Below are 26,302 nucleotides of genomic sequence, written 5' to 3'. Positions count from 1 at the left end.
AATGTGGATTTGGTTTCCCGAGGGGCAAGAGGGGCTGATCGGCTCGTTGCGCCGCGCGACGGTGCAGAAAACCGACGATAGCGGAACGCAACAGATCCTCAAGAAAATGACCGGCCTCAAAACCGAGACGTTTGAGGACGTGTATCGGCCGCAGATGCACGGCTTTTCATCGCACGCGCCGCGCGGCTCCGAGGGCATGTTTCTCGCGCTCGGCGGCCGATCGGATCGCCTCCTCGCGCTCGGCTTCGAACACAAAGACGCGCGCCCGCGCAACCTGCCCGAGGGCAATGCCACGCTCTATGACGACAAGGGCAACGTTGTTTGGGCGAAGGGTAGCAACGGGGTTTCGCTCAACGCGAAAACCGGCGTCGTCGAGGTGCGATCGCAAGACAACAAAGTGACGGTGAAGCCCGGCGACGGGCAGATCGTCTATCTCGGCGGCGACGGCACCGACGGCTCTTACGATTTCGTTTCGACGGTTTCCGGCCCGTCGATCAACGTCAAGGCGAGGATCGGCTGACATGGCAAACGACGTTGTGATCCGCGCCGCCGAGGGGTGCGCGGCGGAAACAAGCGTGCTTTGGGACTCGGTTTGGGACACGGTTGGCGGCGTCGCCGATTGGGCGATGGCCGGCGCCGACGAGCCGAACAATCGCGGCGGCTTGCGATCGAAAGCGGCGATCGAAACCGCCGTGATCTTGTGTCTGTTTTCCGACAAATGGATCGACAAGGAAAGCCCGTTCTTCTTCCTTGCCGATGGCGATCAACGCGGATGGTGGGGCGACGGTGTTGACGTGCGCGCCGATCTCAACGAGGGGCCGCTCGGTTCATGGCTGTATTTGCTGGAGCGCGCGCCGCTCGAAATCCTCGGCATGCCCGCCTCGCATTGGGCCGAGCAATGGGCGCTTGAAGCGCTGGCAACTCTGAAAACGCAAGGCGTGTGTGTGCGCATCGAAGTCTCGGCCACGCAATACGAGCTTGAAAGCCGGATTGAGCTAACCGTCGCGCTGTATGGCCGCGACGGTTCGCTCGTCTACAACCGAAATTTTGACGTGCTTTGGAATCAGGTGGCGCGCTGATGTTTGCAATTCCAACACTTGCCGAATCTGTTGCGCGCGCGCGCCGGGCGTTCCGCTCCTATCTGCCCGGCTCGGATGCGTGGATTTGGCCTAACAATGTCGGCCCGTCGGCGAAGGTGATCGGCGGGAGCGAACATCTCGTCATGGGGTTCGCCGACTATGTGCAGCAACAGAAATTCGCGTTGACCGCGGATTCGGAAAATCTCGACTTGCACGGCGAGGAGATCGGCCTCGCCCGCCGCCCGGCCTCGCCGGCTGGCGGCAACATCGTGATCGCCGTCAATGATGCGCTCGCCGTCGCGAACGGCGCGGTGCTGACGCGATCCGACGGCGCGCAATATGTCGCGAGCGTCGGCACCTCGATCTCGAGTGCCGGCACGCTCACCTTGAGCGTCGTCGCCATCGCGAACGGCTCGGACGGCAACGCGATCGCCGACACGCCGCTCGATTTGACATCGGGCTTCAGCGGCCCCGGCCTCGCCGACGCGACGGCGAACGTTGACGGGAGCGGCATCGCCGGCGGCCTCGACGTTGAGGACGACGAGACGTTTCGGGCCCGTATCCTTTTCCGCAAGCGCAACCCGCCGGCCGGCGGCGCACCGGCGGATTACGTCACATGGGCGAGTTCGGTGATCGGCGTCACGCGCGTCTTCGTCGAGCGCCGGTTCAACGGCCCCGGAACGGTGCGCGTGTTTCCGCTGATGGATGATCTCTATGCGAACGGCATCCCGCAACCCGCCGACATCGCCCGCGTCGCCGCGTATATCGATACGGTCGCGCCGGCGGGTGCGCTGGTGACGGTCGCGGCGGCGCAAGCGTTGCCGGTGCCTATCGCTGTCGGCGGCCTGCAACCGTTCACAACCGACGTGCAGCAGGCAATTCGGGCCGAGCTGGCGGCGGTGTTTCTCGCCAACTCCCGCGTCGCCGGCATCGATACGCCGATCGCACCGATGCCGTTCATCGCCTCGCCGACATCGTTCTCGCGCTCGTGGGTTTGGCAGGCGATCGCCAACTCGGCCGGCGAGACACGCGCTCGCGTCGATACGCCGACGGCCGACGTTGCGCTCGCGCCGGCGCAAATCGCGACGCTCGGCGCGGTGACGTTCTCCGCTCTTTGATCCCGAGGTGATCATGTCAGTTTGTGAGCAGGCGCGCCCGGCGCCGCTGCAATGCCGCTCGCCTAACGAAGTGTTGCAAGCGGTTGTGCAGATGTTGCCGCGCGGGCGCGCTTGGCAATCCAATGAAGGCGGCCCGCTCATGGGCCTCGTGCGAGCGTTCGATGCCGGTGTGTTCGACGATCCGCCGTTTCAGACGAGGAGCCGCACGCCGAGCGTTATGCTCGGCTTTTGGCGGGCGTTCTCGACTTCGCTCGCGTTCATGCTGTCGCGATGGTGCGACTTGCGCCTCGAATTTTGGTGCAAGACGCACAAGGAAACGGACGATCTTTGGATGGCGGAATACGGCCTTCCCGATGCGTGCGATCCGTTTCCCGATCTATGCGCCAAGGTGGCGGCGCAAGGCGGCTCCACGTGCGAATACTACGCCGAGATTGCCCCGCGCGCCGGCTGGACGATCACTTGCGAAAACATCGTCAACGACTGTGGCGGCGAGGCCGGCACGTTTCAGGCGGGGTGTAGTTGGCCGGGCGGCCAGATCGGCGGCGCCCGCCTTCTGATCATCGTCAACCTCGACGAAAGCCCGTCCTATACGGCGCCGATCGAGGTGTTGCCGTTCGCCGGGCATTTGCAGGCGGGCGCGACGCTCGCGTGCCTGCCCGACATCACGCCGTTGAAATGCATTCTCGATCGCATCGTGCATGCCGAGATCGAGATCACTTATCAGACCATCGGGGGATAACCGACAATGAACGATATTCTTGGGCCGGCGAACGCCGCTAACACGGTGACGCAGCGGCCGGCCGAAACGCGCGTGTTCGGTTCTAACGACTCGTGGTTTCAGGATTGCTCAAGCGCGTCGGCCAATGACGGAACGCGCGTCATGGCGGCTTGGCTCAACGGCATCATTGCGCAGTTGCGCAAGGGCGTTCGCGTCAACGGCAACCTTGCCAGCGGCACCGGCCCCGTCGTCGCCGAGGACAATTCCGACGCGATGTTCGCCAACGCGATGCAATACCTCATTCAGCGCGGACAGACGAATTACGCCGACGACACCGGCACGGCCAACAATCTCGTCGTGAACCTCTCGCCGGCGCCGCAAGAGTTGAAGAAGGGGCAAATCGTCGTCACGACGGTTAAGTTCACGAACAGCGGCCCGACGGTGCTCAATCTCAACGGCTCTGGCAATGCGCCCGTCGTGCGCTCGGATGGCTCGTCGCTCGCCTTTGCCGACATCGTGGCCGGCTCTATGCAGGCGTTCGGCTGGGATGGCTCGCGCTGGCAATTGCTGTGGATGCAGCGCCAGCCGGGAAGCCCGATCTATCTGCAAGCGGCGCAAGATTACTACGTGTCGAACAGCGGATCGGACGCCAACACCGGCCTTTCGCTCGCAACCGCATGGGCGACGTTGCAGCACGCCATGAGCGTTTTGACCCGGTTCAATTTGAACGGGTTCAACGTTCATGTGCATGTGAGCGACGGCAACTATGCGGCGCTCTCGTGCGCCACGATGGCCGGATCGGGTTACGTCTATTGGGTTGGCAATCACGCCAACCCGTCGAATTGCGTCGTGACCGGCGTCAACGTCACGGCGATTTCGATCACGAATTGCGGAAGCGCGCATCAGTTCGACGGTTTCACGGTAACGGCCGGCGGCACGTTCGCCGGATCGGGCGCGCAAGACGGAATGAACGGCGTGCAGGTTTCCGGCGCCGGCACGCAAACCTCGCTGACAAACTTCAATTGGGGGACGTGCAACGGCTCGCACCTCGCCGTGTCGCAGGCGGCCGTCGTGTCCTACGCGGGCGCGATGATCGTGAGCGGATCGCCGCAGGGCGGCAACCCGATGATGACGAGCGGGTGGCACGTCTATTGCGTCGATGGCGCGATCATCCAAATTCCGAGTCTGTCGAGCGTGTCGCTGACGATCACCGCGTCGATCGTGTGCGGCAACGGCGGCGGTTGGGTGGAGTGTGTGACGAGCGCGTTCGTTCAGATCGTTTACACGTCGATCACCAACGGCGGCGCTGTCACCGGGCAGAAATTCTATGTGTCCAATTGGGCGACGATCTCGGTCGTCGGTTCGGGTGTCAATCACTATCCGGGGTCAGTCGCCGGCACGGCGACGCCAACCGGCATTTATGGCTAAGGGGGGGGCAGGATGCCATTTCATTTTAATCCGTCGGATTGGTATTGGCTCGCAAGTGATGGCCGGCTTTGGTCTAGCCGCGCGGCGTCGCTCGTTTCGGCGAGCGATGCGACCTATGTCGCATGGCTCGCCGCCGGCAACGCGCCGACGCCATGGCCGGCGGATGCGAGTGGCGCGCAGACCACGGCGGCATTGCAGGACGTGCTTTCGCCGCTTGGTCTTTGGTGCGATCTCGCGACATACGCCAGCGCGAAGCAGTGGGCGAAGGCGAGTGGCGGCTACGTCGCCACGATCAACGGCGCGCAAGTGTCATTCGCGACATCAACGGAAAGCCTCGCTCTGATCGCCGGCAAGGTTGCGCGCTTGCAGCAAACCAACCCGCCGGCGTCTGTGCAGTGGCAAACCGGCGAAACGACGTTTGTCACCATCGCTGCGGCTGACTTTATCGCCGCCTCGATCGCGATCGCTGACTTTGTGCAAGCGACCTTTGACAAGCTAGCGACCGTGATGGCCGGGATCAGCGCCGGAACGATCACGATGTTTTCGCAGATCGACGCCGCGTTCGCTTAAGCGCCGCGCGCGTTCAAATTCATGAGGGCCGCCCCGATCGGGCGGCCCTTTTTCGTTTCGTGAAGGGGATGCGCTCGGATGAGCATCAAACACGCTAAAACAGTCTTTGCCGAGGATGGTACCGATCCGAATGCGGTGCATCCGTCGGACTGGAACGCCGAGCATGTGCTCGACGGCCTCCTCGCGCTTTGGGGCGATCTCACGCCGGCGCCGAACACTTTCCCCGTCGTCAAGGTTGATGGCTCGGGCGCGCTCGCGCCGATCTCGGCGCCCGCGCTCGCCATGCTGTCGAAAGCGACGGCGCTTGCGATGTTGCAGGCGATCGGCGGCGTCGGGCCGGACAGCCCGAGTTTCACCGGCACGCCGACGGCGCCAACGGCGCCGCTTGGCACCAACACGCAACAGATCGCGACAATGGCCGCGCTGCAAGCGGCGCTCGCGAACCTCGTGTCGTCGGCGCCGGCCACGCTCGACACGCTGCAAGAGTTGGCGAACGCGCTCGGCAACGATCCGAACTATGCGACGACGGTCACAACGGCGCTTTCCAACCGCTTGCGCGTCGATGCGGCGCAAGGGTTGACGGCGGCGCAGAAGGCGCAGGCGATCGCAAACCTGGCGCTCGCTGCCGTCGCAGTTTCGGGCGCATATTCTGATTTGACCGGGCGGCCAACGCTCGGAACGGCCGCCGCGCTCGACGCTGGCACCACGGCCAACAAGGTCGTCCAGTTGGACGCGAGTGGCAAGCTGCCGGCCGTGGATGGTTCGCAACTCCTCAATGTGTCGGGGTACGTGAGCTATCTTGCCGCGCAAGCGCTCACCGATGCGCAGCGACTGCAGGTGCTCGCCAATCTCGGCGTGCCGAAAGAGTGCGGCCGGCTACGCTATTCGAGCGCGACGGCGCTTACCTATCTGCCGTTCAAGGGTGACTTGCTCAAGGTCAACGGGAGCGTATATCGCATTCCAGCATCGGGCATCGCGGGCCTTTCCAACTCGGGCGTGTACGTCAACGGCGTGGCGGGGCAGGCGCTTGCCGGGAGCACGCTATATTATGTCTATGCGTTCGTGAACAACGGCGTTCTCACGGCAGAGTTTTCCACCACCGGGCACGCGACGAGCGCGACTTCCGGTAATGTCGGAACCGAGATCAAGAATGGGGATGACACCCGTTCATTGATCGGCATGGTGTATACGAACGCAAGTCAGCAGTTCAGCGACGCGTTTACCGCGACTTGGTTTAACCGACGCACGCGCGCATTGTCCGGCGCGCTTCTGAGTGGTGTTAGCTCGCCCGGCAGCTATTTCCAGGAGATTGCAGCGGCGACGGGGCCGGCATCGCCGGGCGCTCGTGTGTATTTCCTGGTGTGGGCCGAGGAAAACACGGTGCAGTTCTCGGCGATGTTGAACTATTCGTCGGCGACAACAACAAACATGGGCTGTCAGATGGCCTATGGGCAGGCTGGCGGCGCGGTGAACGCCACTGGCCCGAGCACCGTCCAGTATAGCAACACCGCAAATAATCAATGCGTGAGTGCGGTCGCGTCGGCGGCGTTCACCGAGGGGCTGGCGTTTGCAACCGTGCTCGGCGGCAACAATTCCGGCTCCGCGACTATTTCCGGGCAAGTCACTGTGACAGGCATCAGGGGCTAGGCGCGTGCGATCCTCTTTCGCGCCGCTCGCGCTCGCGCTCGCGTTGGCGGCTTCGCCGGCGTTCGCGCGCCCGTACCACCATCGGCACCACGTCGCCGCCGCCTCGGGCCGGCCGGCGGCGTGCGCGGGCATTCCGTGGTGTGGGTGTTGGCTACGGGTGCACCTCGGCATCGACAATGCGCGCCTCAATCTGGCGCGCGCTTGGGCCTCGATCGGCGAGGCCGTGAGCCGCCCGGCCGCCGGCATCATTGCGGTTTGGCCGCATCACGTCGGGCTGATTACCGAAAATCTCGGCGGCGGAATGATCCGCCTCCTATCCGGCAACGATGGCAACGCGGTGCGCGAGCGTGTTCGCTCGACGCGCGGGATCATCGCCTATCGAAAGGTTTAGCCATGTTTCCCGCTTCACTCGTCAAGACGATCTCGGATGCGGCGACGAAAGCCGGCATCGAAGCGGCGTGCTTGCTGGCGCTCGTCGAGGTCGAAACCTCGGGGTCGCCGTTTGAGAAGGATGGCCGCACGCCGACGTTGCTCTATGAGCGGCACATTGCTTGGCGGCAGGCGGCCAAGGTTTCGCGCGCTTGCCAAGCCGCGTTTGCTCGCCTCGGCCTCGCAATCCCGAAATGGTCAAAGGCGACGCAATACAAGGATCAGGGCACGAGCGCCGGGCGGCTCGCGGTGATCGCCAAGGCGCGCGGCGTCAACGAGGAGGTTGCCAATCAATCCGCATCGTGGGGCCTGGGCCAAACGATGGGGTTTCTCTATGCCGAGTTGGGGTTCAACTCGGCAAGCGAGATGGTGGATCACCTCGCCGGCAACGTTGCCGCTCAACTCGACTGCCTGATCGGCGAGTTGAACAACAAGCATCTCGTCGCGGCGCTCAACGCGCACGAGTGGGCAACCGTCGCGCGCGGCTACAACGGCGCCGGCTATGCTGCGAACCGATACGATGCGCGCCTCGCCGGTGCCTGGAAACGATGGGTGCGCAAGACGGCGAGCACCGCGCCGCCGCACGCGCCCGACGATCTTTCCGCCGACGAGATCACCGACTTGCAACGCAAGTTGCGTCGGCTCGGATATGCGAGCGTTGGCAACCCCGACGGCAAGTTCGGCACAAAGACCGTCGGCGCGCTGGCGCAGTTTCAGGCGCACGAGGGGTTGCCGGTTAGCGGCCGGCTCGACGCCGCCACGCGCGAGGCGCTGAAAACCGCCGAGCCGATCGAGGCGCCGCGCGAGCGCAAGCACGCAACCGCCGGCGATCTCGGCGCCGCCGGATCAAAGACAATCCGCGCGGCCGATCGCGGCTCGCTGTTCGCATGGCTCAAGGGCATCGTCGGCACCGTGCTCGTCGGCGGCGGCGCGGCCGACAAAACCGGATGGCTCGATCAGGCGCAAGACGCGATCGACAAGGCGAACCAAGCCAAGGGCGTTTGGCAATCGTTCCTCGATCTCGTGCACCCGCTCTTTGCGGGGCCGGCGTCGATCCTGATCGGTGTTGTGCTGATCGGTGCCGCCGTCGGGGCGTGGTTCCTGTTCGATCGCATCAAGGGCTATCGCGTCGCCGATCATAACAGCGGCGTGCACGCCGGCCCGAGCAAGGGGGAATAAATGCTCGCATCAATGTTCTGGACGCTCGCCGGCCTCGCTACGGCCGGCGGCGGCCTATGGATCGCCGCGCTATTCGTTCCGACGGTCGCGACGCTCCTCAAGGCGGCTTTCGACTTTCTGAAATCGCCGCTCGGCACCGCGCTCGGCCTCCTCGGCCTTGTCGCGGTCCTGTACGTCGCCGGATGGATCGCCGGCGACGTGCACGGCACGAGCGCCACCAAGGCCGCTTGGCGCGCCGACGTGACGGCCAAGGCCAAGGCGGCGGCCGATCGCGAGGCGGCCTTGCAGGTCGAAATGAAGCGCCTCGCCGATCAGGTGCTCGGCTTTGACGGCAAATCCACGAAACAACTCGACGATGAGGTTGCCAACTATGTTGCGAAAACTCCTAACGTTGCTTGCCGTCGCGCTACTGATGCCGACGTTAGGCGGCTGCTTTCTATTCAGTAGCCCGCCGCCGCTCGATCCGCCGGCGTTGCCGTCGATCGTGCCGCGCGAGTGTCAGCGCATCTTGCGCAAGGTGCCCGATCCCGGCGCGAAAGTCGGCGACGATCTCGGCGACATCGCCGCCAAATATCGCGGCGCCTATCTGAAAGCCAACAACCGGATCGGGGCAGGGGCGGCATGCGAGAACCATCAAGCGGACGCGATCGAGCGGGGCGGCGGAAAATGATCACGCCGCCGCTCGATCACGGCGCGCTCTCACAAGAGGTTGTAAACCTCAAAGAGGGGCATTCGCAGCTTAGGCAGGATTTCCGCAATCTCGAAGGGAAGGTCGATAGCGGCTTTGCCTTGTTAGTGCAGAAACTCGACGCCAAAAGCCAATCTATTTGGACGCCGATCGGCATCATGGTTCCGGCGCTGCTCACGCTCGCCGGGCTGATCGTGTGGCCGATCCGCGAGTCGATCACGCGCAACGAGGCGACGATCGAGGCGATGCGCAAGGAAAACGAGGCGCGCGTCGTCAAGCTTTGGGACGCGGGCAATCAGACAGCGCGCGATCTCGCTTATCTGCAAGGGCAGTTGCACCCGTTGCCGCCGAAATAGTCGGCGCGCCGGGCAGGGGCAAACAACACAACATGATTGACGATATTGAAACGCGGGCCGCTGCTTACAAAGAGCACGGTTCCGAACGGAGGGCCGCGCGCGCGCTCGGCATCTCGAAAACCGCGATGCACGAAAGCATCAAGCGCGCCGCCGAGCGCGGCTTGCTCGGCTTCAGCCCGGTGTTGCCCGGCTATGAGTTGAAGCGCTCGTCGGCGCAACTCGACAAGGCCGGCAAGGTCGAAAAGGAATGGGTGACGCAGCACAAGGAAGCGGGGCCGGCGTTCCAGATGCCGGCCGGCCAAATCCTGAAAGGCGTCTCGGCGCTCGTCGATCACGAGGGCCGGGTGCGGCACCAGTGGATCAAGACGAAAAGCGATAGCGTCGCGCCCGACTTGATTGAGGCCATCAAGGCCGAGTTTCGCGACTATGACGGCCGGGCGCCGGTGATCCGCAAGCCGGCCGTTACCGATCGCGATCTCCTCAACGTGCTCGCGATCGCCGATCCGCACGTCGGAATGCTGTCATGGGGCGAGCAAACCGGCGCGGATTACGATCTCAACATCGCCCGAAAGCGCGTGCTCGCCAAGTCAACCGAGGTGATCAACGCCGCGCCTCGCGCTCGCGAGTTGCTGATCGCCAACCTCGGCGACTGGTATCACGCCAACGATCAGCGCAACGTCACGCCGAAATCGAAACATCAGTTGGACGTTGACGGCCGTTGGTTCAAGGTGCTGCGAACCGGCGTTCGGCTGTTCATCGACATCATTGAGGCCGGGTTGCGCCGGCACGAGCGCGTCGAGGTCGTGAACATTCCAGGTAATCACGATCCCGAGGCGGCGGCCTCGCTGGCGCTGGCGCTGTCGTGTTTCTATTCGCGCAACAAGCGGGTGACGATCGCGTTTCCGTCCGACATCTATTACCGGCAATTCGGGGTAACGCTCCTCGGATGCGCGCACGGCGACAAGGCGCCGCCCTCGCGCATGGCAATGGCGATGGCTGTCGATCAGCGCGAGGCGTGGGGTCGAACGGCCTATCATTGGTTCCTGTACGGCCATATCCACAACGACAAACTCGACACGCACGGCGACGTGAAGGTTGAGGCGTTTTCGACGATCGCCGACAAGGATAGCCACGCGTTCGGCGGCGCGTGGCGCTCGGCGCAATCGCTGCAACTGATCACGTTGCACAAGCGGCTCGGCCCGCATGGCCGGGTGATCCGCAACATCCCGCCGCCCTCCATGAGGCGGGCGGCATGAGCAAGCGCCGGGCGGGTTATCAGCAACTCCAAGACGGCGAGTGGGTTCGCCCGGTTCGGCGCGCGTTCCTCGATCAGTGTTGCGACTGCGGCCTCGTGCATGTCGTCGATTTCGTGATCGAGGGCGGCGTTTTGTATTTCCGCGCGCGGCGAGATAAGCGGCTCACGGGCGCCGCACGCCGCACCAAACGAAAAGGCAAGGGCAATGGCAAAATGGGATCATGACGATTTGCGGGATCGCTCGGGCGATCGCGGCGCCGACGTGATCGCCGAGGGGCAACGCGCGATCCGGCAGTTGGCCGAAAGGGCCGGGCAGGCATCGCCGCCGGCGCGCAAGCGGCTGATCGACGCCGATAGCGCCGCGCGCAAGGAATACCCGATGGCGCGCGGACTCCTCGACTACTTCCCCGACGCGCTCGCCGAGGTGGCGAAACTGTCATATCTCGGCAACCTCAAGCACAACCCCGGCGAGGAGATGCACCACGCGCGCGGCAAGTCGATGGATCACGCCGACTGCATCGTGCGTCACCTCGTCGGGCGCGGCGGGTTCGACGGCGACACGCGCGAAAGCGCCGCCCTCGCATGGCGGGCGCTCGCATTGCTGCAAGAGGAGCTTGAGCGCGAGCACGGCTTGCCGCTGCCGCGTGCCGCGCGGGCCTAACGAAATGCCCGGCGCTAGGCCGGGCTATCCTCGTCGGCTTTGATCAGGCGGCGCGCCTCGGTTGGCGATAGCAACCGCAAGAGCAGTTGCACCGATCTCGGCATCGGAATGCCGCTGTCAGGATCGAGCCAACGGCGGAACGTTGAGGGGTTAACCCGGATGATCCGCGCGAAAGCCTGTTGCGAGACTTCGAGGCGCGCGAGGTGCTCGCGGGCCTCGACGGTTGTCATGGGCGACGGATCAAGAGGCATGATGCCTCGTGACGCTGTAGCCGGAATGGCGAATGTATTCGTCGATCGTGCCGTCGAGGCGCGGCACTGGTACGTTGTAGGGCGCTTGTCCGCTCGGCTTGACGAGGTAGCGATCGCCGTTGTTGGTGATCACGATCATGCCCTCGCGCCCGCGCGATGACACGGCGTTGATCCGGTTCGGGTGCCGGCCCCGATAGGGCCGGCGCTTGGTTGCGGTGAATTTCAGCATTGGGCGAGACTCCATTACCGGACAACGGCGAAGGTGCGCCACACGGGCACGGTAAAGGCGGCCTTGACGAGGCCGGCGTCGCCTCGGCGCGCATATGCGGCGGCCTGATCCTGCACGTCGTCAACGCTCTCGACGATGCCGCGCACCTTCGCGAAATTCGCGATCAGGGCCGCGAACCGTTCGGCGGCGTTGCGGCTGTGACAGGTGACGACGATTTGCGAGCCGTACACCTTGATTTCCTTTGCAGGAATGCCGGCCTTGGCGAGTAGCGCTTGCATGCGTTGCTGCGGCGTTGCGGTCATTGTCTCGGTTCCCGGATCGGCTGCGCATCGTGCGCCCGCCGTGATCATTTGTATAGTGCATTATGCACTATATCGTCAACCCGTCCCGGCAACGAAAAAGCGGCCCGTAATGAGACCGCTGGAACGTGCCGGGGTTTATGGTGGCTTAGCCCTCCTCGCCGGCTTCTTCGCAAACCATGATCACGAACGCGTCGTCGTCGCTGCACTCGCCGCAGATCAGGCGCACGTCGGGCTTGGCCCATGCGTTGAGGCCGCACTGCGGGCATGAGAATTTGGTTTTCGAGGCTTTCTTTTTTGCCTTGCTCTTGGCGGCCTTTTCATCCTCGGCCCAACGATCGCCGAACAGGTCGCGCACGCCGGCGGCTTCCAACTCGGCGAACGTCACGTCGAACGGGCCGCCCTCGACGATATAGTGCGAGACGCGTTGCCCGGTTTCCTTGCCGCCCGGCGCGGCCGTATCCGACGGATAAAGGCCGATCTCTTTCATCTTCGCGGCCCATTCCTTGTTGTGATACCCGCCGCGCGACGGCTCGCCAAAGTGCTGTTGCCAAAGGTGCGCTTGCTCGTGCACGAGCGTCGAAAGCGTTTGCTTGATCGAGCGCTCGGCGAAGTGCATCGGGTTGAGTGCGATCTCGTCGGTGATCGTGGCGCCGTCGCGCGAGCCGAACCGCTCGGGCGCGAAGTAGCCATAAGCGCCCTTGTGGCGTTGCATGGTGATCAGGCAGTGCGGCAGGGCGCCGCCGAACAGCCGGTCATTGAAGAACGCATAGGCATCCTCAAGGCTGTTGTACGTCTGCGCCGTCGGCGTGGCCGGCTCGGCCGGCTTGGCGGCCTGCTGCGGTGCCGGCGCCGACGCGGCGGCGGGCGCCTCGGCCTTCGCCAGCATCAAGAGCGTGTGCAACGTCGTCTTGGCGATGCCGAGCGCTGCGGCGGCCTTGCGCTCGCTGCCGTGCTCTTTGTACGCGGCGACCGCCTTCGCGATCTCGGCGGCCTTGGCGGCCAAGTCGGCCGGTTTTGCTTCGTACGATACAAAAGACATTCGCTTGGTCCCTCGGATCGGCTGCGCACCGAGCGCCCGCCGTGTCCAAGGTTCTAGTGCATTGTGCACTATGTCGTCAAGCAAAACTAGCGTAATTGGCTAGTGCAGTATGCGCGCCGCGTTGGAACGGGGCAGGAACAGGCGCGCGATCAGTGCGCGGATTTTGCGCGTATCTGTTCGCGTTTTAGCGTCATTTTGCGTATCGAAACGCATGTTGGAACCGAGGGCCTGAAATGAAAAAGCCCTGCATCTGCAGGGCTTTAGATGGTGGGCGCACAAGGGATCGAACCTTGGACCTCTCCCGTGTGAAGGGAACGCTCTCCCGCTGAGCTATGCGCCCGGATCCTGGGGGCTGCTGGCCGTGAGGCTTGGAGGCAGCCACCGAAGCAGTCCGTCGGAGCCCGCGATTTACGAAGCGCGGGCGGGGGGTGTCAAGGATTTGCGGCGTTCCGGGCGAGGAAAACTGCTGCGGATGGCCGCAAAGCCTCGATCGCGGTTGAAATCGGTGTTTTCTCGGTCCGTCTCCTACCTGCCGAGGGACGACAGGCAGGTCCGGCCGCGATCGGTCGCGCTTCAAGCCCCGATCTGCCGGGCGCGCGAGGCGTGGGACTGCAGCGCGCGGATGCGGTCGGCCAGCGTGCCGCCTTGCGCGCCCGCCGCGGCGGGGGCCGGCGCGCCATTGGCGTTGGCGGGCTTGGCGGAGACCGGCTCGGCGGCCAGCATGGCCTCGATGGTCGAGTTGGGGCCCTCGATCTGCATCGCGAGCTTGGCGACCTCGGCGGCGATGTCGTTGATGCGCTCACGCAGCAGCGCGTTCTCCATACGCTCCTGGGCCCAGGTGCTTTCGGCCTGCTGCTGGATCGCATTCATCTCGCGCTGCAGCTTGGTGCGCTCATCGCGCGCCGCCTGCAGCTGCTCTTCGAGTGCCGCCTTCTCCGATTTGAGCCGTTCCAGCGCGGCCGACTTGCCGCTGCCGAACCCGGCGATCTCGTCGCGCAGCTCCTTGAGCGCGCGGTCGGCGGCGGCATTGGCCTCGCGCAGCTGGTTGTTCTCGAACTCCCGCTCGGCGAGCAGCTTGCCCTGGGTCGCCAGCCGGCCTTCGAGGTCGGCCACGCGGGTGGCCAGCATCTCGGCTTCCTTGACCTGGACGATCAGCTGGCGATCGAGCTCGGTGACGCGCTGGCTGAGATTCTCGACCCGCGCGCGGGCATCGTTGAGCGCCTTGGTCGCGGTGTCCGATTCGTCGCGCTCCAGCGCCAGGCGGGCCTGGGTTGCGGCGAATTCCTTCTCCGCCTCGGCCACGCGGGTCCGCAACTCCTCGACCTGGGCGCGCACCGACACCAGCTCGACCTGGCGGCTGTCGGCCAGCAGCGACTTGTCGTTCAGCTCGGTGGTGAGGCGGACCAGTTCGGCCTGCTTGTCCTTCAGCGCCTGCTCGGCGGCGCGCAGCGCCTCGGTCTTGGCGGCGAATTCTTCTTCCGTGGCGCGCAGCTGGTCCTTCAGCGCCTTCTCGCGCGCCTCCAGCGCGAAGATCGCGGCGTTCTTCTCGCCGAGCTCGATCTTCATGCGGTTGATGGCGTCGGTCTTCTTGCCGAGATCGGCGAGCTGGCTGGTGGCCTTGTTCTTGAGCGCATCGACGCTCAGCTCGAGCCGCCGCGCGGACATCGCAAATTCGGCGCGCAGCTGGTCCTTGTCGGCCTGGATCTCGGCCATCGACAGCGGCGTGGCCGCCTCCAACCGGCGCGTCGTCAGCCGCACCGCGCGATTGTGCACCAGCGGCACGACCATCAGGGCGCAGAGCATGGCGATCAGAAAACCGATCGCGAAATACATGATCGGCTCGACCATGACGCACAACTCCCGGTCAGAATGATTAACAGAATCACAATGCCACGGCGGGCTGGCTCAAAGCCAGCCCATTGCCGTGTTAACCTTGATCCGTCGCGGGAGAACGTGGCGCCGCGGTATCAGCTGGCGGTCTCAGAACGGGTTCCAGGTCGCCGTCGGCGTGAATTTGAGATAGCCGACATTGGCGCCGAGGCGCAGGCCGATCCCCGAGCGAATCGGCACCAGCACGATGTTGTTGGCGGTCAGCGCCGTCATGCCGAAGCCGCCGACGATGTAGGCGGAGCCGTCGATGCCGACGAAGCGCTGATAGATCGCGCTCGTGGCGGGCAGGTTGTAGACCAGGGTCATGGTGCGCGCGCCGTCGCCGCCCCAATCGAAGCCGAGCGACGGGCCCTGCCAATAGACCCGGAGATCACCGGCATTCTTGGTGTAGAGCGTGCCTTCGCCATAGCGCAGGCCGGCGACGAAGGCGCCGGCGCCCTCCTCGCCGAGAACGTAACCGTTCGGCAGGCCCCATTGGCTGACCGCGCGCTCGATCACCGAAGCAAGGCCGCGCGACACGTTGCCGAAGAAGCGGTGGCCGGCATTGACGAGCTCGTCCGGATTGAAGCTGTCGGGGCTCGGAGCAGGGCGCGGTGGGGGCGCCGGCTGCTGGTAGGGCGGGGCCGGCTGCTGATAGGGCGGCGCAGCCTGGTAGGGCGGCGCCGCGGGCGGGGGCGCCTGCTGCGCGGCGACCGACGCGGTCATGGCCAGGACGGCCGCGAGCGTCGTGGCGGCGAGGCGTGATGCGAAACTCATCGATGGAAATCCCCTGCTAACGGCTGTCCGACCATCGCCTTAACCTGACGCCAACCACATCGGGCGATTGTCGGGAAAGGGCCTCAGCCCCTTGGACTCCCATGTTATCGGCACCAACTATGACGGCACAACGGCAACAATGGAACTGGAGCTGGTCAAAGCCGCTGTTTCGCCGTGCCATCGCCGTCATCGCGCTCGCGCCGCTGCTGTTGGCGCCACTCGCGGCGCCCGCGGCCACGGCCCAGCGAATCATCGCCAACCGCTTCAGCGGGCTGGCGATCGACGGCTTTGACCCCGTCTCCTATTTCGTCGACGGCCAGGCCCTGATCGGGCTGCCCGATTTCGAGGCGGCGCAGGGGGGCGTGGTCTGGCGGTTCCGCAACGAGGGCAACCGCGCCTCGTTCCTGGCTCATCCCGAGGTCTACGGTCCGCAATTCGGCGGCTATGACCCGACCGATGTCGCCCGCGGCGTCACCGTGGCCGGCAATCCGCGCTTCTTTGCCGTCATCGAGGACCGGCTGTTCCTGTTCAACCGCGAGGACAGCCGGGATGCCTTCGTGGCCGATCCGGCGCGCTATCTGCCGCGCGCCGAGGCGCGCTGGCCGACGCTCGAGCAGGATCTGCCGCAATGACACGGCAAGGCAGCCCCCTCAGGGCTTGGGCACGGCCGCAGGGTCGCCCCAGGCAATGAAAGCGGGCACGATGAAATCGTCCTTGCGCTCGCCGAAGCGCAGCGGCGCGCCGGTGTCGCTGGTCACCGTGCCGCCGGCGGCCGTCACCACGGCATGCCCCGCCGCCACGTCCCATTCCGAGGTCGGGCCGAGCCGCGGATAGATGTCGGCCATGCCTTCGGCCAGCCGGCCGAATTTCACGGCGGAGCCGAGCGGCAGCCGCACCGCGCCGGGGCGCGCTGCGATGAAGGCCTCGGTGCGGGCATCGCCATGCGACCGGCTGACCGCCGCCACCCAGGCCTCGCCCGCCACTGGGAGCGGGCGGGTGCGAATCGGCACGGCGGCGCTCAGTCCGGTGTCGTCGTAAGACAGCCGCTCGGCGCCGCGTCCCACCAGGCCGCGCCAGATCAGGCCCAGCGCCGGGGCGCAGACAATGCCGAGCAGCGGACGGCCGTTGCTCACCAGCGCCAGATTGACCGTGAACTCGCCGCGGCCGGCCACGAACTCCTTGGTGCCGTCCAGCGGATCGATCAGGAAGAAGCTGCCCTTGAACGGCGGCGCGCTCGCCCCGACCCGCTCCTCCGACAGAGCGGGGATGTCCGGCGCCAGCCGCGCCAGGCCGTCGGCGATGACGCGATCGGCCGCGAGATCGGCCTCGGTGACCGGCGAACCGTCGGATTTGTCCGTCACCGCCATTGCGCGGCGGTTGATGGCCATGATCGCATGCGCCGCCTGGACCACGAGCTCGGTCAAGGGCGTCATCAGGGCGGCGGCCGCCGCGACGTCGACGGTTCCTGGCGTGGGACCCGCCGTCATCGCCGTGCGCTCCCCCTGTCCGGGCCATAAGCAGCTTGCATGGTCGAATTCCTCGTCTGGGACCGCCCATGGGGCGCATCCGGATACTGCCATCTGACGTTCTATTGAGCGGTGACTGCCTGGAAAACCGCTACGTACTTTCCCGTGGCATGCTCTAAGCTCGGTGGCGGTTCATGCTGTCGCAGTGTATCAAGCCAACAGGCAAGCATGATTCGTCAAAGTTCGCGGATTTCAGGAACACCGAATGTCCGGCACCTCGTCTTCAGAGATCGCAGATCCGATTCCCGCTCCCGACACCCTCGAACTTGCCGCGCTGCTCTGCTCGAAGGTTTGCCACGATCTGATTAGTCCGGTCGGCGCGATCGTCAATGGGCTCGAGGTGCTGGACGACAATCCGAAGCCTGAGGATCGCGACTTCGCGCTCGAGCTGATCCGCAAGAGCGCCAAGACCGCCTCGGCCCGCCTGCAGTTCTGCCGGCTCGCCTTCGGGGCCGCCGGCTCGGCCGGCGCGCAGATCGATCTCGGCGATGCGCAGACCATGGCGCGCGGCCATATCGAGGACGCCAAGACCTCGATCACCTGGAACCTGCCACGGCTGCTGCTGCCCAAGAACAGGGTCAAGCTGCTGCTCAACATGATGGTGGTGGCGCAGCAGACGATTCCGCGCGGCGGCGTCCTCACGGTCGATCCGATCGGCGAGGGCGAGACGATGAGCTTCCGCGTCGCCGCGACCGGGCTCAATGCCCGGCTGCCGCAGAACATCGTCAACCTGCTCGCCGGTGCGCAGCAGTCGACCATCGATGCCCACGCCGTACAGCCTTATTACACGCGCCTGCTCGCCGATGCCTGCGGCCTCAAGGTGACGCTCGCGGCCGATGGCGAAGCGATGGTCGTGCAGGCCGCTTGATCGACGGGCCGTCTTGGCTGCGATCGCGTCCTGGCTGCGATCGCTGCGGTGCGGTCCGGCGCCAGAACCGTTCTTCATGGTTAATGAACTCTTGCCGATGTATCCGGACTTGTCCGGATACGCCTTATCTCTTTGTTGAGTCCGTTCATTTGCGCTTACTCAACTAATATTAAACGCTTTGCACCGAAACTGGCCACGGTTTGAAGGTCGCGTCATGTCGCGTACCGTTGCGTGCGAAGGCCAGTTTCATGGATGACCTGTTGCGTGAGTTTCTGACGGAGACCAGCGAGAGCCTGGACACCGTCGACAATCAGTTGGTGCGGTTCGAGCAGGAGCCGAACAACGCCAAGATCCTCGATAACATCTTCCGCCTGGTGCACACGATCAAGGGGACCTGCGGCTTCCTCGGCCTGCCGCGGCTCGAAGCGCTGGCGCACGCCGCCGAGACCCTGATGGGCAAATTCCGTGATGGCATGCCGGTGACCGGCGAGGCCGTGACGCTGATCCTCACCACCATCGACCGCATCAAGGACCTGCTGGCGCAGCTCGAGGCCAATGAGTCCGAGCCGGAAGGCGAGGACCGCGATCTGATCAGCGAGCTCGAGGCGATGGTCGAGCGCGGCATGGCCGCGATGGCCGCCGGCGAGGCTGCGCCGCCGCTGGTGCCGGCCGCGCCCGCAGCACCGCCGGCCGCGCCCGCGGTGACGCAGGGCTCCTTGATCGACCAGACCCTGGAGCGTCCGCTGCGTCCGGGCGAGGTGTCGCTCGACGAGCTGGAGCGCGCCTTCCGCGAGACTGCGATCGAGACGCCGCCCGCGCATGAGAAGGCGCCGGAGCCCAAAGCGGCCGCGCCCGCGCCGAAGGCCGAGCCGGCCAAGGTCGAGGCAAAGGCGGAGCCCAAAGCCGAAGCCCCGAAAAAGGCGGCGCGAGCCAAGGCCAATGCCGATGGCGAGGTGCATGAGAACGACAAGGTCGCCAACCAGTCGATCCGCGTCAATGTCGACACGCTCGAACATCTGATGACGATGGTCTCCGAGCTGGTGCTGACGCGCAATCAGCTCCTGGAGATCGCCCGCCGCAACGAGGACACCGAATTCAAGGTGCCGCTGCAGCGGCTGTCCAACGTCACCGCCGAACTGCAGGAGGGCGTCATGAAGACGCGCATGCAGCCGATCGGCAATGCCTGGCAGAAGCTGCCGCGCATCGTCCGCGACCTCGCGACCGAACTCGGCAAGCAGATCGAGCTCGAGATGCACGGCGCCGACACCGAGCTCGACCGCCAGGTGCTCGACCTGATCAAGGACCCGCTCACGCATATGGTGCGCAACTCCGCCGATCATGGCCTGGAAACGATGGCGGAGCGCGCCGCGAGCGGCAAGGCCGAGCAGGGCACGATCCGTCTCTCCGCCTATCATGAAGGCGGCCACATCATCATCTGCATCGCCGACAATGGCCGTGGCCTCAACACCGAGCGCATCAAGACCAAGGCGGTCGCGAACGGTCTCGTCACCGAGGCCGAGCTCGAGAAGATGACGGAAGCGCAGATCCACAAATTCATCTTCGAGCCGGGCTTCTCGACGGCCGCCGCCGTCACCTCGGTCTCGGGCCGCGGCGTCGGCATGGATGTGGTGCGCACCAATATCGATCAGATCGGCGGCACCATCGATATCAAATCGGTGGCCGGCGAGGGCACCTCGGTCACCATCAAGATCCCGCTGACGCTCGCCATCGTCTCGGCGCTGATCGTGGAAGCCGGCGGCGACCGCTTCGCGATCCCGCAATTGTCGGTGGTCGAGCTGGTGCGCGCGCGCGCCAATTCCGAGCATCGCATCGAGCGCATCAAGGACACCGCCGTCCTGCGCCTGCGCAACAAGCTCTTGCCGCTGATGCATCTGAAGAAGCTCCTGAAGATCGATGACGGCTCGTCGTCCGATCCGGAGAACGGCTTCATCGTGGTGACGCAGGTCGGCAACCAGACCTTCGGCATCGTGGTGGACTGCGTGTTCCACACCGAGGAAATCGTGGTCAAGCCGATGTCGACCAAGCTGCGGCACATCGACATGTTCTCGGGCAACACCATCCTGGGTGACGGCGCGGTCATCATGATCATCGACCCGAACGGCATCGCCAAGGCGCTCGGCGCCGCCGGCTCGGCCTCGCAGGCGGTCGCCGACGAGCATGCCGCGCATCACGCCATCGGCGGCGAGCAGCTCACCTCGCTCCTGGTGTTCCGCGCCGGCACGGCGCAGCCCAAGGCGGTGCCGCTGGCGCTCGTCACGCGGCTGGAGGAGATCGCGGCCGACAAGATCGAGATCTCCAACGGCCGCTACATGGTGCAGTACCGCGATCAGCTGATGCCGCTGGTGCAGATGGAAGGCGTCTCGGTGCAGACCTCGGGCTCGCAGCCGATCCTGGTGTTCGCCGACGAGACTCGCGCGATGGGCCTCGTCGTCGACGAGATCATCGACATCGTCGAGGAACGGCTCCACATCCAGGTCTCCGGCGCCAAGGACGGCATCCTCGGCTCGGCCGTGATCAAGGGCCAGGCGACCGAAGTCATCGACGTCGGCCACTTCCTGCCGATGGCCTTCGCCGACTGGTTCATCCGCAAGGAGATGGCGACCGAGGCGCAGACGCAGTCGGTGCTGCTGGTCGATGACTCGCCGTTCTTCCGCAACATGCTGGCGCCGGTCCTGAAGTCGGCCGGCTACAAGGTGCGCACGGCGGCTTCCGCCATCGAAGGCCTCGCGACGCTGCGCTCGGGGCATACGTTCGACATCGTCGTCACCGACATCGAGATGCCGGAGATGAACGGCTTCGAATTCGCCGAGGCGATCCGCGCAGACCAGAACCTGCATCAGCTGCCGGTCATCGCGGTGTCGTCGCTGGTGTCGCCGGCGGCGATCGAGCGCGGCCGCCAGGCGGGGCTCTACGACTATATCGCCAAGTTCGACCGGCCCGGTCTGATCGCGGCGCTGAAGGAACAGATCGAGGAACGGGCTCGCGCCGACGCGGCCAAGCGTGCGGCGTGACGGCAAGGCTCAGGAGTAGCGTGCGATGAGCAGCAGCAAGATTGAAACAACCGACGGCGCAGTCGCCGAATACGTCACCGCCGTGATCGGCGGTCAGCTGTTCGGCCTGCCGATCTCGCGGGTGCAGGACGTGTTCATGCCGGAGCGGCTGACGCGGGTGCCGCTGTCCTCGGTCGAGATCGCCGGCGTGCTGAACCTGCGCGGCCGCATCGTCACCGTGATCGACATGCGGGCGCGGCTCGGCCTTGCCAGGGCCGACGACGGCAAGCCGCCGATGGCGGTCGGCGTCGACCTGCGCGGCGAGTCCTACGGCCTGCTGATCGATCAGATCGGCGAGGTGCTGCGGCTGCCCGAGGAAAGCCGGGAGGAAAATCCCGTCAACCTCGATCCGCGCATGGCGAAGCTCGCCGGCGGCGTGCACCGCCTCGATGGCCAGCTGATGGTCATCCTCGATGTCGATCGCGTACTCGAACTCGCTGCCGACAAGATGGCGGCCTAACGGCTGCTGGCGTAAGCCCGCCTACGCGAGACCGCGTCGGTGGATTGGACCCTGACTTCGAGAGGCTGATATGAGAACGTGTCTGGTAGTTGACGATTCGAGCGTCATTCGAAAAGTGGCGCGGCGCATTCTTGAGGGTCTGGATTTCCAGATCGTCGAAGCGGAAGACGGTGAGCAGGCGCTGGAGATCTGCAAGCGCGGCCTGCCGGACGCCGTCCTGCTCGACTGGAACATGCCGGTCATGGACGGCTATGAGTTCCTCGGCAATCTCCGCCGCATGCCCGGCGGCGACGCGCCCAAGGTGGTGTTCTGCACGACCGAGAACGATGTCGCGCATATCGCGCGGGCGCTGCATGCAGGTGCCAACGAGTACATCATGAAGCCGTTCGACAAGGACATCGTGACGGCGAAATTCCAGGAAGTCGGGCTGATCTGAACTCCGCCGGTTCGGATAGCCCGTGCTTGCCCGGGCTTGCCGACATCCTGTGCCTCTGTCCTGTTGGTGAACTATGAGCGTCGCGTTGGCCAGTTCTTCGATTCCAAGTTCGACCAGACAGGAACCTCTCCGGGTGATGGTCGTGGACGACTCCGTCGTCATCCGCGGCATGATCTCGCGTTGGATCGCGTCTGAGCCCGACATGGTCGTGGCGGCATCGCTCCGCACCGGCCTCGAGGCCGTGAACCAGATCGATCGGGTCAATCCCGATGTCGCCGTGCTCGACATCGAGATGCCTGAGCTGGATGGCATCGCCGCTCTGCCGAAGCTGCTTGCGAAGAAGAAGAACCTGGCTGTGATCATGGCGTCGACGCTCACCCGTCGCAATGCCGAGATCAGCTTCAAGGCGCTGTCGCTCGGCGCTGCCGACTATATTCCGAAGCCCGAGAGCACGCGCGAGGCGTCGGCGGCGGACAATTTCCACCACGACCTGATTCAGAAGATCCGCAACCTCGGCGCCAAAGCGCGTCGCTCTGCGCCTGCGTCCTACGCGCCGGCGGCCGCGCCTCACGTTCAGCCCCAGGCACTCCGCCCGCTCGTTGCGCCGGTTCCGGTGCCGGCCGCGCCGACCGCGCCGGCCCAGCTCGCGCGCCGGTCCTTCAGCACGCAGATGCCGAAAGTGTTGCTGATCGGTTCGTCGACCGGAGGTCCGCAGGCCCTGATGTCCGTCGTCACCGAGCTCGGCGCCGTCATCGACCGCTTCCCGGTGCTGATCACGCAGCATATGCCGCCGACCTTCACCACCATTCTCGCCGAACATCTGGCGCGTTCCAGCCGCCGGCCGGCCCACGAGGCGATCGATGGCGAAGTCATCAAGCCGGGCCAGATCTATCTCGCTCCGGGCGGACGCCATATGCGCGTCGCCCGTCATGGGACTGACGCCGTCATCGCGCTCGACAATGGCCCGCCGGTGAATTTCTGCAAACCCGCGGTCGATCCTCTGTTTACCTCCGCCGTGGACGTCTGGCAGGGCGGCACGCTGGCGGTGATCCTGACCGGTATGGGTTCCGACGGCATGCGTGGCGGCAAGGACATCGTCGCGGCCGGTGGCAGCGTCATTGCGCAGGACGAGGCCAGCAGTGTCGTCTGGGGCATGCCGGGCGCGGCTGCCAATGCCGGCATTTGCGCTGCCATCCTTCCCTTGAACCAGATCGCGCCGAAGCTGGTGCGTCTGTTTGCAGGAGACCGTTCGTGACCCCCCTGGACTATGAGTTCTTGCGTAAGCTCCTGAAGGATCGGTCCGGTCTCGACCTCTCGGCGGACAAGCAGTACCTGGTGGAAAGCCGGCTGCTGCCGCTGGCACGCCGGGCCAATCTGGCCGGCATCCCCGAGCTGGTCCAGAAGCTGAGAAGCGGCGGTGATCAGCTTACGACCCAGGTGGTCGAGGCCATGACCACCAACGAGACCTTTTTCTTCCGCGACAAGATCCCGTTCGACCATCTGCGCGACTATGTGCTGCCGGCGCTGATCCAGGCGCGCGCCAGCCGCCGCAGCTTGCGGATCTGGTCCGCGGCCTGCTCGACCGGCCAGGAACCGTATTCGATCGCGATGGGCCTGCGTGAGTACGGCGCCGCGTTGGCCGGCTGGCGCATCGAGATCGTCGCCACCGATCTGTCGCAGGAGGTGCTGGAGAAGTCGAAGGCCGGCCTGTACAGCCAGTTCGAAGTGCAGCGTGGCCTGCCGATCCAGCTGCTGGTGAAGTACTTCACGCAGCTGGGCGAGCTCTGGCAGCTGAGCGCCGACATCCGCGGCATGGTTCAGCATCGCCAGCTCAATCTGCTGCAGGACTTTTCGCATCTCGGCAAGTTCGACGTGATCTTCTGCCGCAACGTGCTGATCTACTTCGATCAGGAGACCAAGTCCGCGATCTTCGAGCGGATGTCCAAGATGCTGGAGGCCGATGGCACGCTGTTCCTCGGCGCCGCGGAGTCGGTTGTCGGCATCACCGATGCATTCCGGCCCAACCAGGAACGGCGCGGTCTGTATCAGATCAATCCGGTCCGCAGCCCGCGCGGCGGAGCGGCGCTGCTGCCGGGGCTCAAGGTCGTGGCGGCGCGCTGAGCCTGCCCGTGTCTTGAGCGACAGCTCTCGGACGCGGGCCATCCTGCGTCATTTTGGCAAGCGAAACGCCCCAATTGCCGAATTCTTCCGGACGCGCTGGAACTTTTGAGGTTCCGGCGCGTCTACTCACGCCCAGGTGCGGGTCTGTGCGTGGTCGGATGACGGCGGGGGATCTAATGAAAACGAGTGTGCGTCCTCGGATTGTGACGCGGGATCTGCCAGTCATTGCGAAATCGCCGACCGGGATCGATGGCCTCGATGAGGTCACTTTCGGCGGCCTGCCGCAGGGACGGCCGACCCTTTTGTGCGGCGCCGCCGGCTGTGGCAAGACGCTGTTCGCCATGACTTTTCTCTACAATGGCGCGGTTGCCTTCAATGAGCCGGGCGTCTTCATCGCGTTCGAGGAGCAGCCCGAGGACCTGATCAAGAATGTCGGCTCGTTGAGCTACGATATCGAGCGGCTGATCGAGCAGAACAAGATCGTCGTCGACCATATCCATCTCGACCGCAACGAGATCGAGGAGGCCGGCGATTATGATCTGGATGGCCTGTTCATCCGCATCGGATTTGCCATCGATTCCATCGGCGCCAAGCGCGTCGTGATCGACACCATCGAGACGCTGTTCGGCGGTCTCGACAATCAGGCCGTCTTGCGCTCCGAGCTGCGCCGGCTGTTCGAATGGCTGAAGAGCAAGGGCGTCACCGCCATCATCACTGGCGAGCGCGGCGACGGCACCCTGACCCGCTACGGGCTCGAAGAATATGTCGCCGATTGTGTGATCCTGCTCGACAACCGCGTGCACGATCAGCTGTCCACGCGCCGGCTGCGTGTCGTGAAGTATCGCGGCACGGCGCACGGCACCAACGAATATCCGTTCATCATCGACCAGGAAGGCATCACAGTGATGCCGATCACCTCGTCGGGACTGGCCCATGACGCCTGGACCGAACGGGTGTCGACCGGGATCACCGATCTCGACGACATGCTCGAAGGCCAGGGCTATTACAAGGGCTCGAGCATTCTGGTCTCGGGCATGGCCGGCTCGGGAAAGTCGACCGTGTCGGCGCATTTCGCCAACTCGATCTGCCAGGCCGGACAGCGCTGCATCTATTTCGCGCTGGAGGAATCGCCGCAGCAGATCGTGCGCAACATGCGATCCGTCGGTCTGGATCTGCAGCAATGGGTGGATCGCGGGCTGCTGCGGTTTTCGGCGCGGCGTCCCAATCTCTATGGGCTGGAGACGCATCTGGCCTCGATGCATCGCGAAGTGAAGGAGTTCGATCCGGCGGCTGTCGTGGTCGATCCGATCTCCGCGCTGATGGGCGCCGGCGTTGCCGGCGACGTGCATTCGATGACTCTGCGGCTGATCGATTTTCTCAAATCGCGTGGCGTCACGGCGCTGTTCACCAATCTCGGCGCAGGCAGCGCCGAGACGGCGACCACGGAGATGCAGATCTCGTCGCTCACCGATACCTGGCTGCTGCTCTATAATCGCGAGACCAATGGCGAGCATAATCGTCAGCTCTATCTGTTGAAATCGCGCGGCATGGCGCATTCCAACCAGGTTCGCGAGTTCCTGATGAGCGCCGGGGGCATTTCGCTGCGCGAGGTCTATGTCGGTCCCGATGGTGTGCTGACGGGATCGGCGCGCCTGGCGCAGGAGGCTAAAGATCGCGCCGATCGCCTGCTGCGCACACAGGAGGTCGAGCGCCGCACCCGGGAGATCGTGCGTCGCCGTCGTGAGATCGCGGCGCAGATCGAAACATTGCAGGCGCAGCTTGCGAGCGAGGAGGGGGAGATGGAGCTTCTGAACCTGGAAGGCAGCGCCCGCGAGGATCAACGCGCGGCCGATCGCATCGCCTTGGCTCAGAGCCGTGCGTCGCGACGGGCGGCGAGCTCGTCGTCGAAGCTGATGACGTCAGGCAAATGACGGCCGCGCCGATGGAACAGGATGGCTACAATCTCCGGCTCTATGTCGCGGGCCAGACGCCGAAATCGCTGGCCGCGCTCGCCAACCTCAAGAAGCTCTGCGAGACCCATCTGCCCGGCCGCTATACGATCGAGGTCATCGACCTGATGAAGGACCCGGCCTTGGCGCAGCGCGACCAGATCGTCGCGATCCCGACGCTGATCCGCCAATTGCCGGAGCCGCTCAAGCGCATCATCGGTGATCTTTCCAACGCGGAGAAGGTCCTGGTCGGTCTGGACATCGCCCCGAGCTGAA

At 64.9% G+C, this 26,302-nt stretch carries 31 protein-coding genes and 1 tRNA gene; 24 read left to right on the top strand and 8 right to left on the bottom strand.

Annotated elements, in window-relative coordinates:
- Window position 1 precedes the first annotated feature (1 nt).
- From BBTA_RS38305 to BBTA_RS30800, 15 genes are all read left to right on the top strand, one after another.
- Window positions 2–520 (top strand): phage baseplate assembly protein, encoded by a 519-nt coding sequence (locus tag BBTA_RS38305; RefSeq protein ID WP_012046428.1) that lies wholly within the window; start codon window positions 2–4, stop codon window positions 518–520.
- 1 nt (window position 521) lies between these two features.
- Complete coding sequence (locus BBTA_RS30870) at window positions 522–1,079, top strand: phage GP46 family protein (RefSeq protein ID WP_012046427.1); 558 nt, start codon at window positions 522–524, stop codon at window positions 1,077–1,079.
- A complete protein-coding gene (locus tag BBTA_RS30865; protein ID WP_012046426.1) occupies window positions 1,079–2,197 on the top strand; it encodes a baseplate J/gp47 family protein in 1,119 nt (372 codons plus the stop codon). The genes BBTA_RS30870 and BBTA_RS30865 overlap by 1 nt, the downstream gene beginning before the upstream one ends.
- A 13-nt stretch (window positions 2,198–2,210) precedes the next feature.
- On the top strand, window positions 2,211–2,936 hold the full coding sequence (locus BBTA_RS30860) for a hypothetical protein (RefSeq protein WP_012046425.1): 726 nt from the start codon (window positions 2,211–2,213) through the stop codon (window positions 2,934–2,936).
- 6 nt (window positions 2,937–2,942) lie between these two features.
- Window positions 2,943–4,343, top strand: coding sequence for a hypothetical protein (locus BBTA_RS30855; protein WP_012046424.1), 1,401 nt, complete (start codon window positions 2,943–2,945; stop codon window positions 4,341–4,343).
- A gap of 192 nt (window positions 4,344–4,535) precedes the next feature.
- Window positions 4,536–4,913, top strand: a complete 378-nt coding sequence (locus BBTA_RS30850; protein ID WP_168167930.1) for a DUF4376 domain-containing protein — start codon at window positions 4,536–4,538, stop codon at window positions 4,911–4,913.
- A 78-nt stretch (window positions 4,914–4,991) separates the two neighbouring features.
- Window positions 4,992–6,560: a hypothetical protein gene (locus BBTA_RS38300; RefSeq protein ID WP_012046422.1), complete on the top strand. Its 1,569-nt coding sequence runs from the start codon at window positions 4,992–4,994 to the stop codon at window positions 6,558–6,560.
- 4 nt (window positions 6,561–6,564) lie between these two features.
- Complete coding sequence (locus tag BBTA_RS41460) at window positions 6,565–6,951, top strand: hypothetical protein (RefSeq protein WP_012046421.1); 387 nt, start codon at window positions 6,565–6,567, stop codon at window positions 6,949–6,951.
- A gap of 71 nt (window positions 6,952–7,022) precedes the next feature.
- Window positions 7,023–8,168 (top strand): N-acetylmuramidase domain-containing protein, encoded by a 1,146-nt coding sequence (locus BBTA_RS38295; protein WP_168167929.1) that lies wholly within the window; start codon window positions 7,023–7,025, stop codon window positions 8,166–8,168.
- Complete coding sequence (locus tag BBTA_RS30825) at window positions 8,169–8,615, top strand: hypothetical protein (RefSeq protein ID WP_012046419.1); 447 nt, start codon at window positions 8,169–8,171, stop codon at window positions 8,613–8,615. It begins immediately after the preceding gene.
- A gap of 25 nt (window positions 8,616–8,640) precedes the next feature.
- Window positions 8,641–8,838: a hypothetical protein gene (locus BBTA_RS30820; RefSeq protein ID WP_041750986.1), complete on the top strand. Its 198-nt coding sequence runs from the start codon at window positions 8,641–8,643 to the stop codon at window positions 8,836–8,838.
- Window positions 8,835–9,212 carry a hypothetical protein gene (locus BBTA_RS30815; RefSeq protein ID WP_012046417.1) on the top strand — a complete coding sequence of 126 codons (378 nt, stop codon included), beginning with the start codon at window positions 8,835–8,837 and terminating at the stop codon, window positions 9,210–9,212. The genes BBTA_RS30820 and BBTA_RS30815 overlap by 4 nt, the downstream gene beginning before the upstream one ends.
- Window positions 9,137–10,468 carry a hypothetical protein gene (locus BBTA_RS30810; protein WP_148221531.1) on the top strand — a complete coding sequence of 444 codons (1,332 nt, stop codon included), beginning with the start codon at window positions 9,137–9,139 and terminating at the stop codon, window positions 10,466–10,468. The genes BBTA_RS30815 and BBTA_RS30810 overlap by 76 nt, the downstream gene beginning before the upstream one ends.
- Window positions 10,465–10,692, top strand: a complete 228-nt coding sequence (locus BBTA_RS30805; RefSeq protein WP_041750984.1) for a hypothetical protein — start codon at window positions 10,465–10,467, stop codon at window positions 10,690–10,692. Before BBTA_RS30810 ends, BBTA_RS30805 begins: the two co-directional genes overlap by 4 nt.
- Window positions 10,673–11,128: a dATP/dGTP diphosphohydrolase domain-containing protein gene (locus BBTA_RS30800; protein ID WP_012046415.1), complete on the top strand. Its 456-nt coding sequence runs from the start codon at window positions 10,673–10,675 to the stop codon at window positions 11,126–11,128. Before BBTA_RS30805 ends, BBTA_RS30800 begins: the two co-directional genes overlap by 20 nt.
- Window positions 11,129–11,142: 14 nt before the next feature.
- Here the strand turns inward: BBTA_RS30800 and BBTA_RS38290 are convergent, their stop codons facing one another.
- The 7 genes from BBTA_RS38290 to BBTA_RS30775 form a co-directional block, all read right to left on the bottom strand.
- Window positions 11,143–11,358: a hypothetical protein gene (locus BBTA_RS38290; protein ID WP_049795414.1), complete on the bottom strand. Its 216-nt coding sequence runs from the start codon at window positions 11,356–11,358 to the stop codon at window positions 11,143–11,145.
- 10 nt (window positions 11,359–11,368) lie between these two features.
- Window positions 11,369–11,608, bottom strand: coding sequence for a hypothetical protein (locus BBTA_RS38285; protein WP_012046414.1), 240 nt, complete (start codon window positions 11,606–11,608; stop codon window positions 11,369–11,371).
- 14 nt (window positions 11,609–11,622) lie between these two features.
- The gene (locus BBTA_RS30795; RefSeq protein ID WP_012046413.1) at window positions 11,623–11,910 is read right to left on the bottom strand and encodes a hypothetical protein; all 288 of its coding nucleotides are present in this window, start codon (window positions 11,908–11,910) and stop codon (window positions 11,623–11,625) included.
- Between the two features lie 145 nt (window positions 11,911–12,055).
- Window positions 12,056–12,949, bottom strand: a complete 894-nt coding sequence (locus BBTA_RS30790; RefSeq protein ID WP_012046412.1) for a SprT-like domain-containing protein — start codon at window positions 12,947–12,949, stop codon at window positions 12,056–12,058.
- A 265-nt stretch (window positions 12,950–13,214) separates the two neighbouring features.
- Window positions 13,215–13,289: transfer RNA gene (locus tag BBTA_RS30785), tRNA-Val, on the bottom strand.
- A 233-nt stretch (window positions 13,290–13,522) separates the two neighbouring features.
- Window positions 13,523–14,797: a hypothetical protein gene (locus BBTA_RS30780; RefSeq protein WP_012046411.1), complete on the bottom strand. Its 1,275-nt coding sequence runs from the start codon at window positions 14,795–14,797 to the stop codon at window positions 13,523–13,525.
- Window positions 14,798–14,929: 132 nt separating this feature from the next.
- Window positions 14,930–15,595 (bottom strand): DUF1134 domain-containing protein, encoded by a 666-nt coding sequence (locus BBTA_RS30775; RefSeq protein ID WP_041750983.1) that lies wholly within the window; start codon window positions 15,593–15,595, stop codon window positions 14,930–14,932.
- Between the two features lie 119 nt (window positions 15,596–15,714).
- Between BBTA_RS30775 and BBTA_RS30770 the strand changes: the two genes are divergently transcribed.
- The gene (locus BBTA_RS30770) at window positions 15,715–16,227 is read left to right on the top strand and encodes a YHS domain-containing (seleno)protein (RefSeq protein ID WP_049795413.1); all 513 of its coding nucleotides are present in this window, start codon (window positions 15,715–15,717) and stop codon (window positions 16,225–16,227) included.
- 18 nt (window positions 16,228–16,245) lie between these two features.
- Here the strand turns inward: BBTA_RS30770 and cysQ are convergent, their stop codons facing one another.
- On the bottom strand, window positions 16,246–17,082 hold the full coding sequence (cysQ, locus tag BBTA_RS30765) for a 3'(2'),5'-bisphosphate nucleotidase CysQ (protein WP_012046408.1): 837 nt from the start codon (window positions 17,080–17,082) through the stop codon (window positions 16,246–16,248).
- 244 nt (window positions 17,083–17,326) lie between these two features.
- On the opposite strand from cysQ, the gene chpT reads away from it, so the two are divergent.
- The 8 genes from chpT to BBTA_RS30725 all read left to right on the top strand — a co-directional run bounded on the left by chpT (window position 17,327) and on the right by BBTA_RS30725 (window position 26,301).
- Window positions 17,327–17,989, top strand: coding sequence for a histidine phosphotransferase ChpT (chpT, locus tag BBTA_RS30760; RefSeq protein WP_012046407.1), 663 nt, complete (start codon window positions 17,327–17,329; stop codon window positions 17,987–17,989).
- A gap of 248 nt (window positions 17,990–18,237) precedes the next feature.
- Window positions 18,238–21,021 (top strand): hybrid sensor histidine kinase/response regulator, encoded by a 2,784-nt coding sequence (locus BBTA_RS30755; RefSeq protein ID WP_012046406.1) that lies wholly within the window; start codon window positions 18,238–18,240, stop codon window positions 21,019–21,021.
- Between the two features lie 25 nt (window positions 21,022–21,046).
- Complete coding sequence (locus tag BBTA_RS30750; RefSeq protein WP_012046405.1) at window positions 21,047–21,520, top strand: chemotaxis protein CheW; 474 nt, start codon at window positions 21,047–21,049, stop codon at window positions 21,518–21,520.
- A gap of 70 nt (window positions 21,521–21,590) precedes the next feature.
- Window positions 21,591–21,956, top strand: a complete 366-nt coding sequence (locus BBTA_RS30745; RefSeq protein ID WP_006613312.1) for a PleD family two-component system response regulator — start codon at window positions 21,591–21,593, stop codon at window positions 21,954–21,956.
- 73 nt (window positions 21,957–22,029) lie between these two features.
- A complete protein-coding gene (locus BBTA_RS30740) occupies window positions 22,030–23,211 on the top strand; it encodes a chemotaxis response regulator protein-glutamate methylesterase (RefSeq protein WP_012046404.1) in 1,182 nt (393 codons plus the stop codon).
- Window positions 23,208–24,077 carry a protein-glutamate O-methyltransferase CheR gene (locus BBTA_RS30735; protein WP_012046403.1) on the top strand — a complete coding sequence of 290 codons (870 nt, stop codon included), beginning with the start codon at window positions 23,208–23,210 and terminating at the stop codon, window positions 24,075–24,077. Before BBTA_RS30740 ends, BBTA_RS30735 begins: the two co-directional genes overlap by 4 nt.
- Window positions 24,078–24,253: 176 nt before the next feature.
- On the top strand, window positions 24,254–26,008 hold the full coding sequence (gene kaiC, locus BBTA_RS30730) for a circadian clock protein KaiC (protein ID WP_012046402.1): 1,755 nt from the start codon (window positions 24,254–24,256) through the stop codon (window positions 26,006–26,008).
- Window positions 26,005–26,301 (top strand): circadian clock KaiB family protein, encoded by a 297-nt coding sequence (locus tag BBTA_RS30725; protein ID WP_012046401.1) that lies wholly within the window; start codon window positions 26,005–26,007, stop codon window positions 26,299–26,301. The genes kaiC and BBTA_RS30725 overlap by 4 nt, the downstream gene beginning before the upstream one ends.
- The last annotated feature ends 1 nt before the right edge of the window (window position 26,302 follow it).

Origin of the sequence: Bradyrhizobium sp. BTAi1 (assembly GCF_000015165.1) — a bacterium.
Lineage (GTDB): Bacteria > Pseudomonadota > Alphaproteobacteria > Rhizobiales > Xanthobacteraceae > Bradyrhizobium > Bradyrhizobium denitrificans.
The sequence above is the reverse complement of the archived record's forward strand: the minus strand, read 5'-3'. Positions and strand labels throughout refer to the sequence as shown.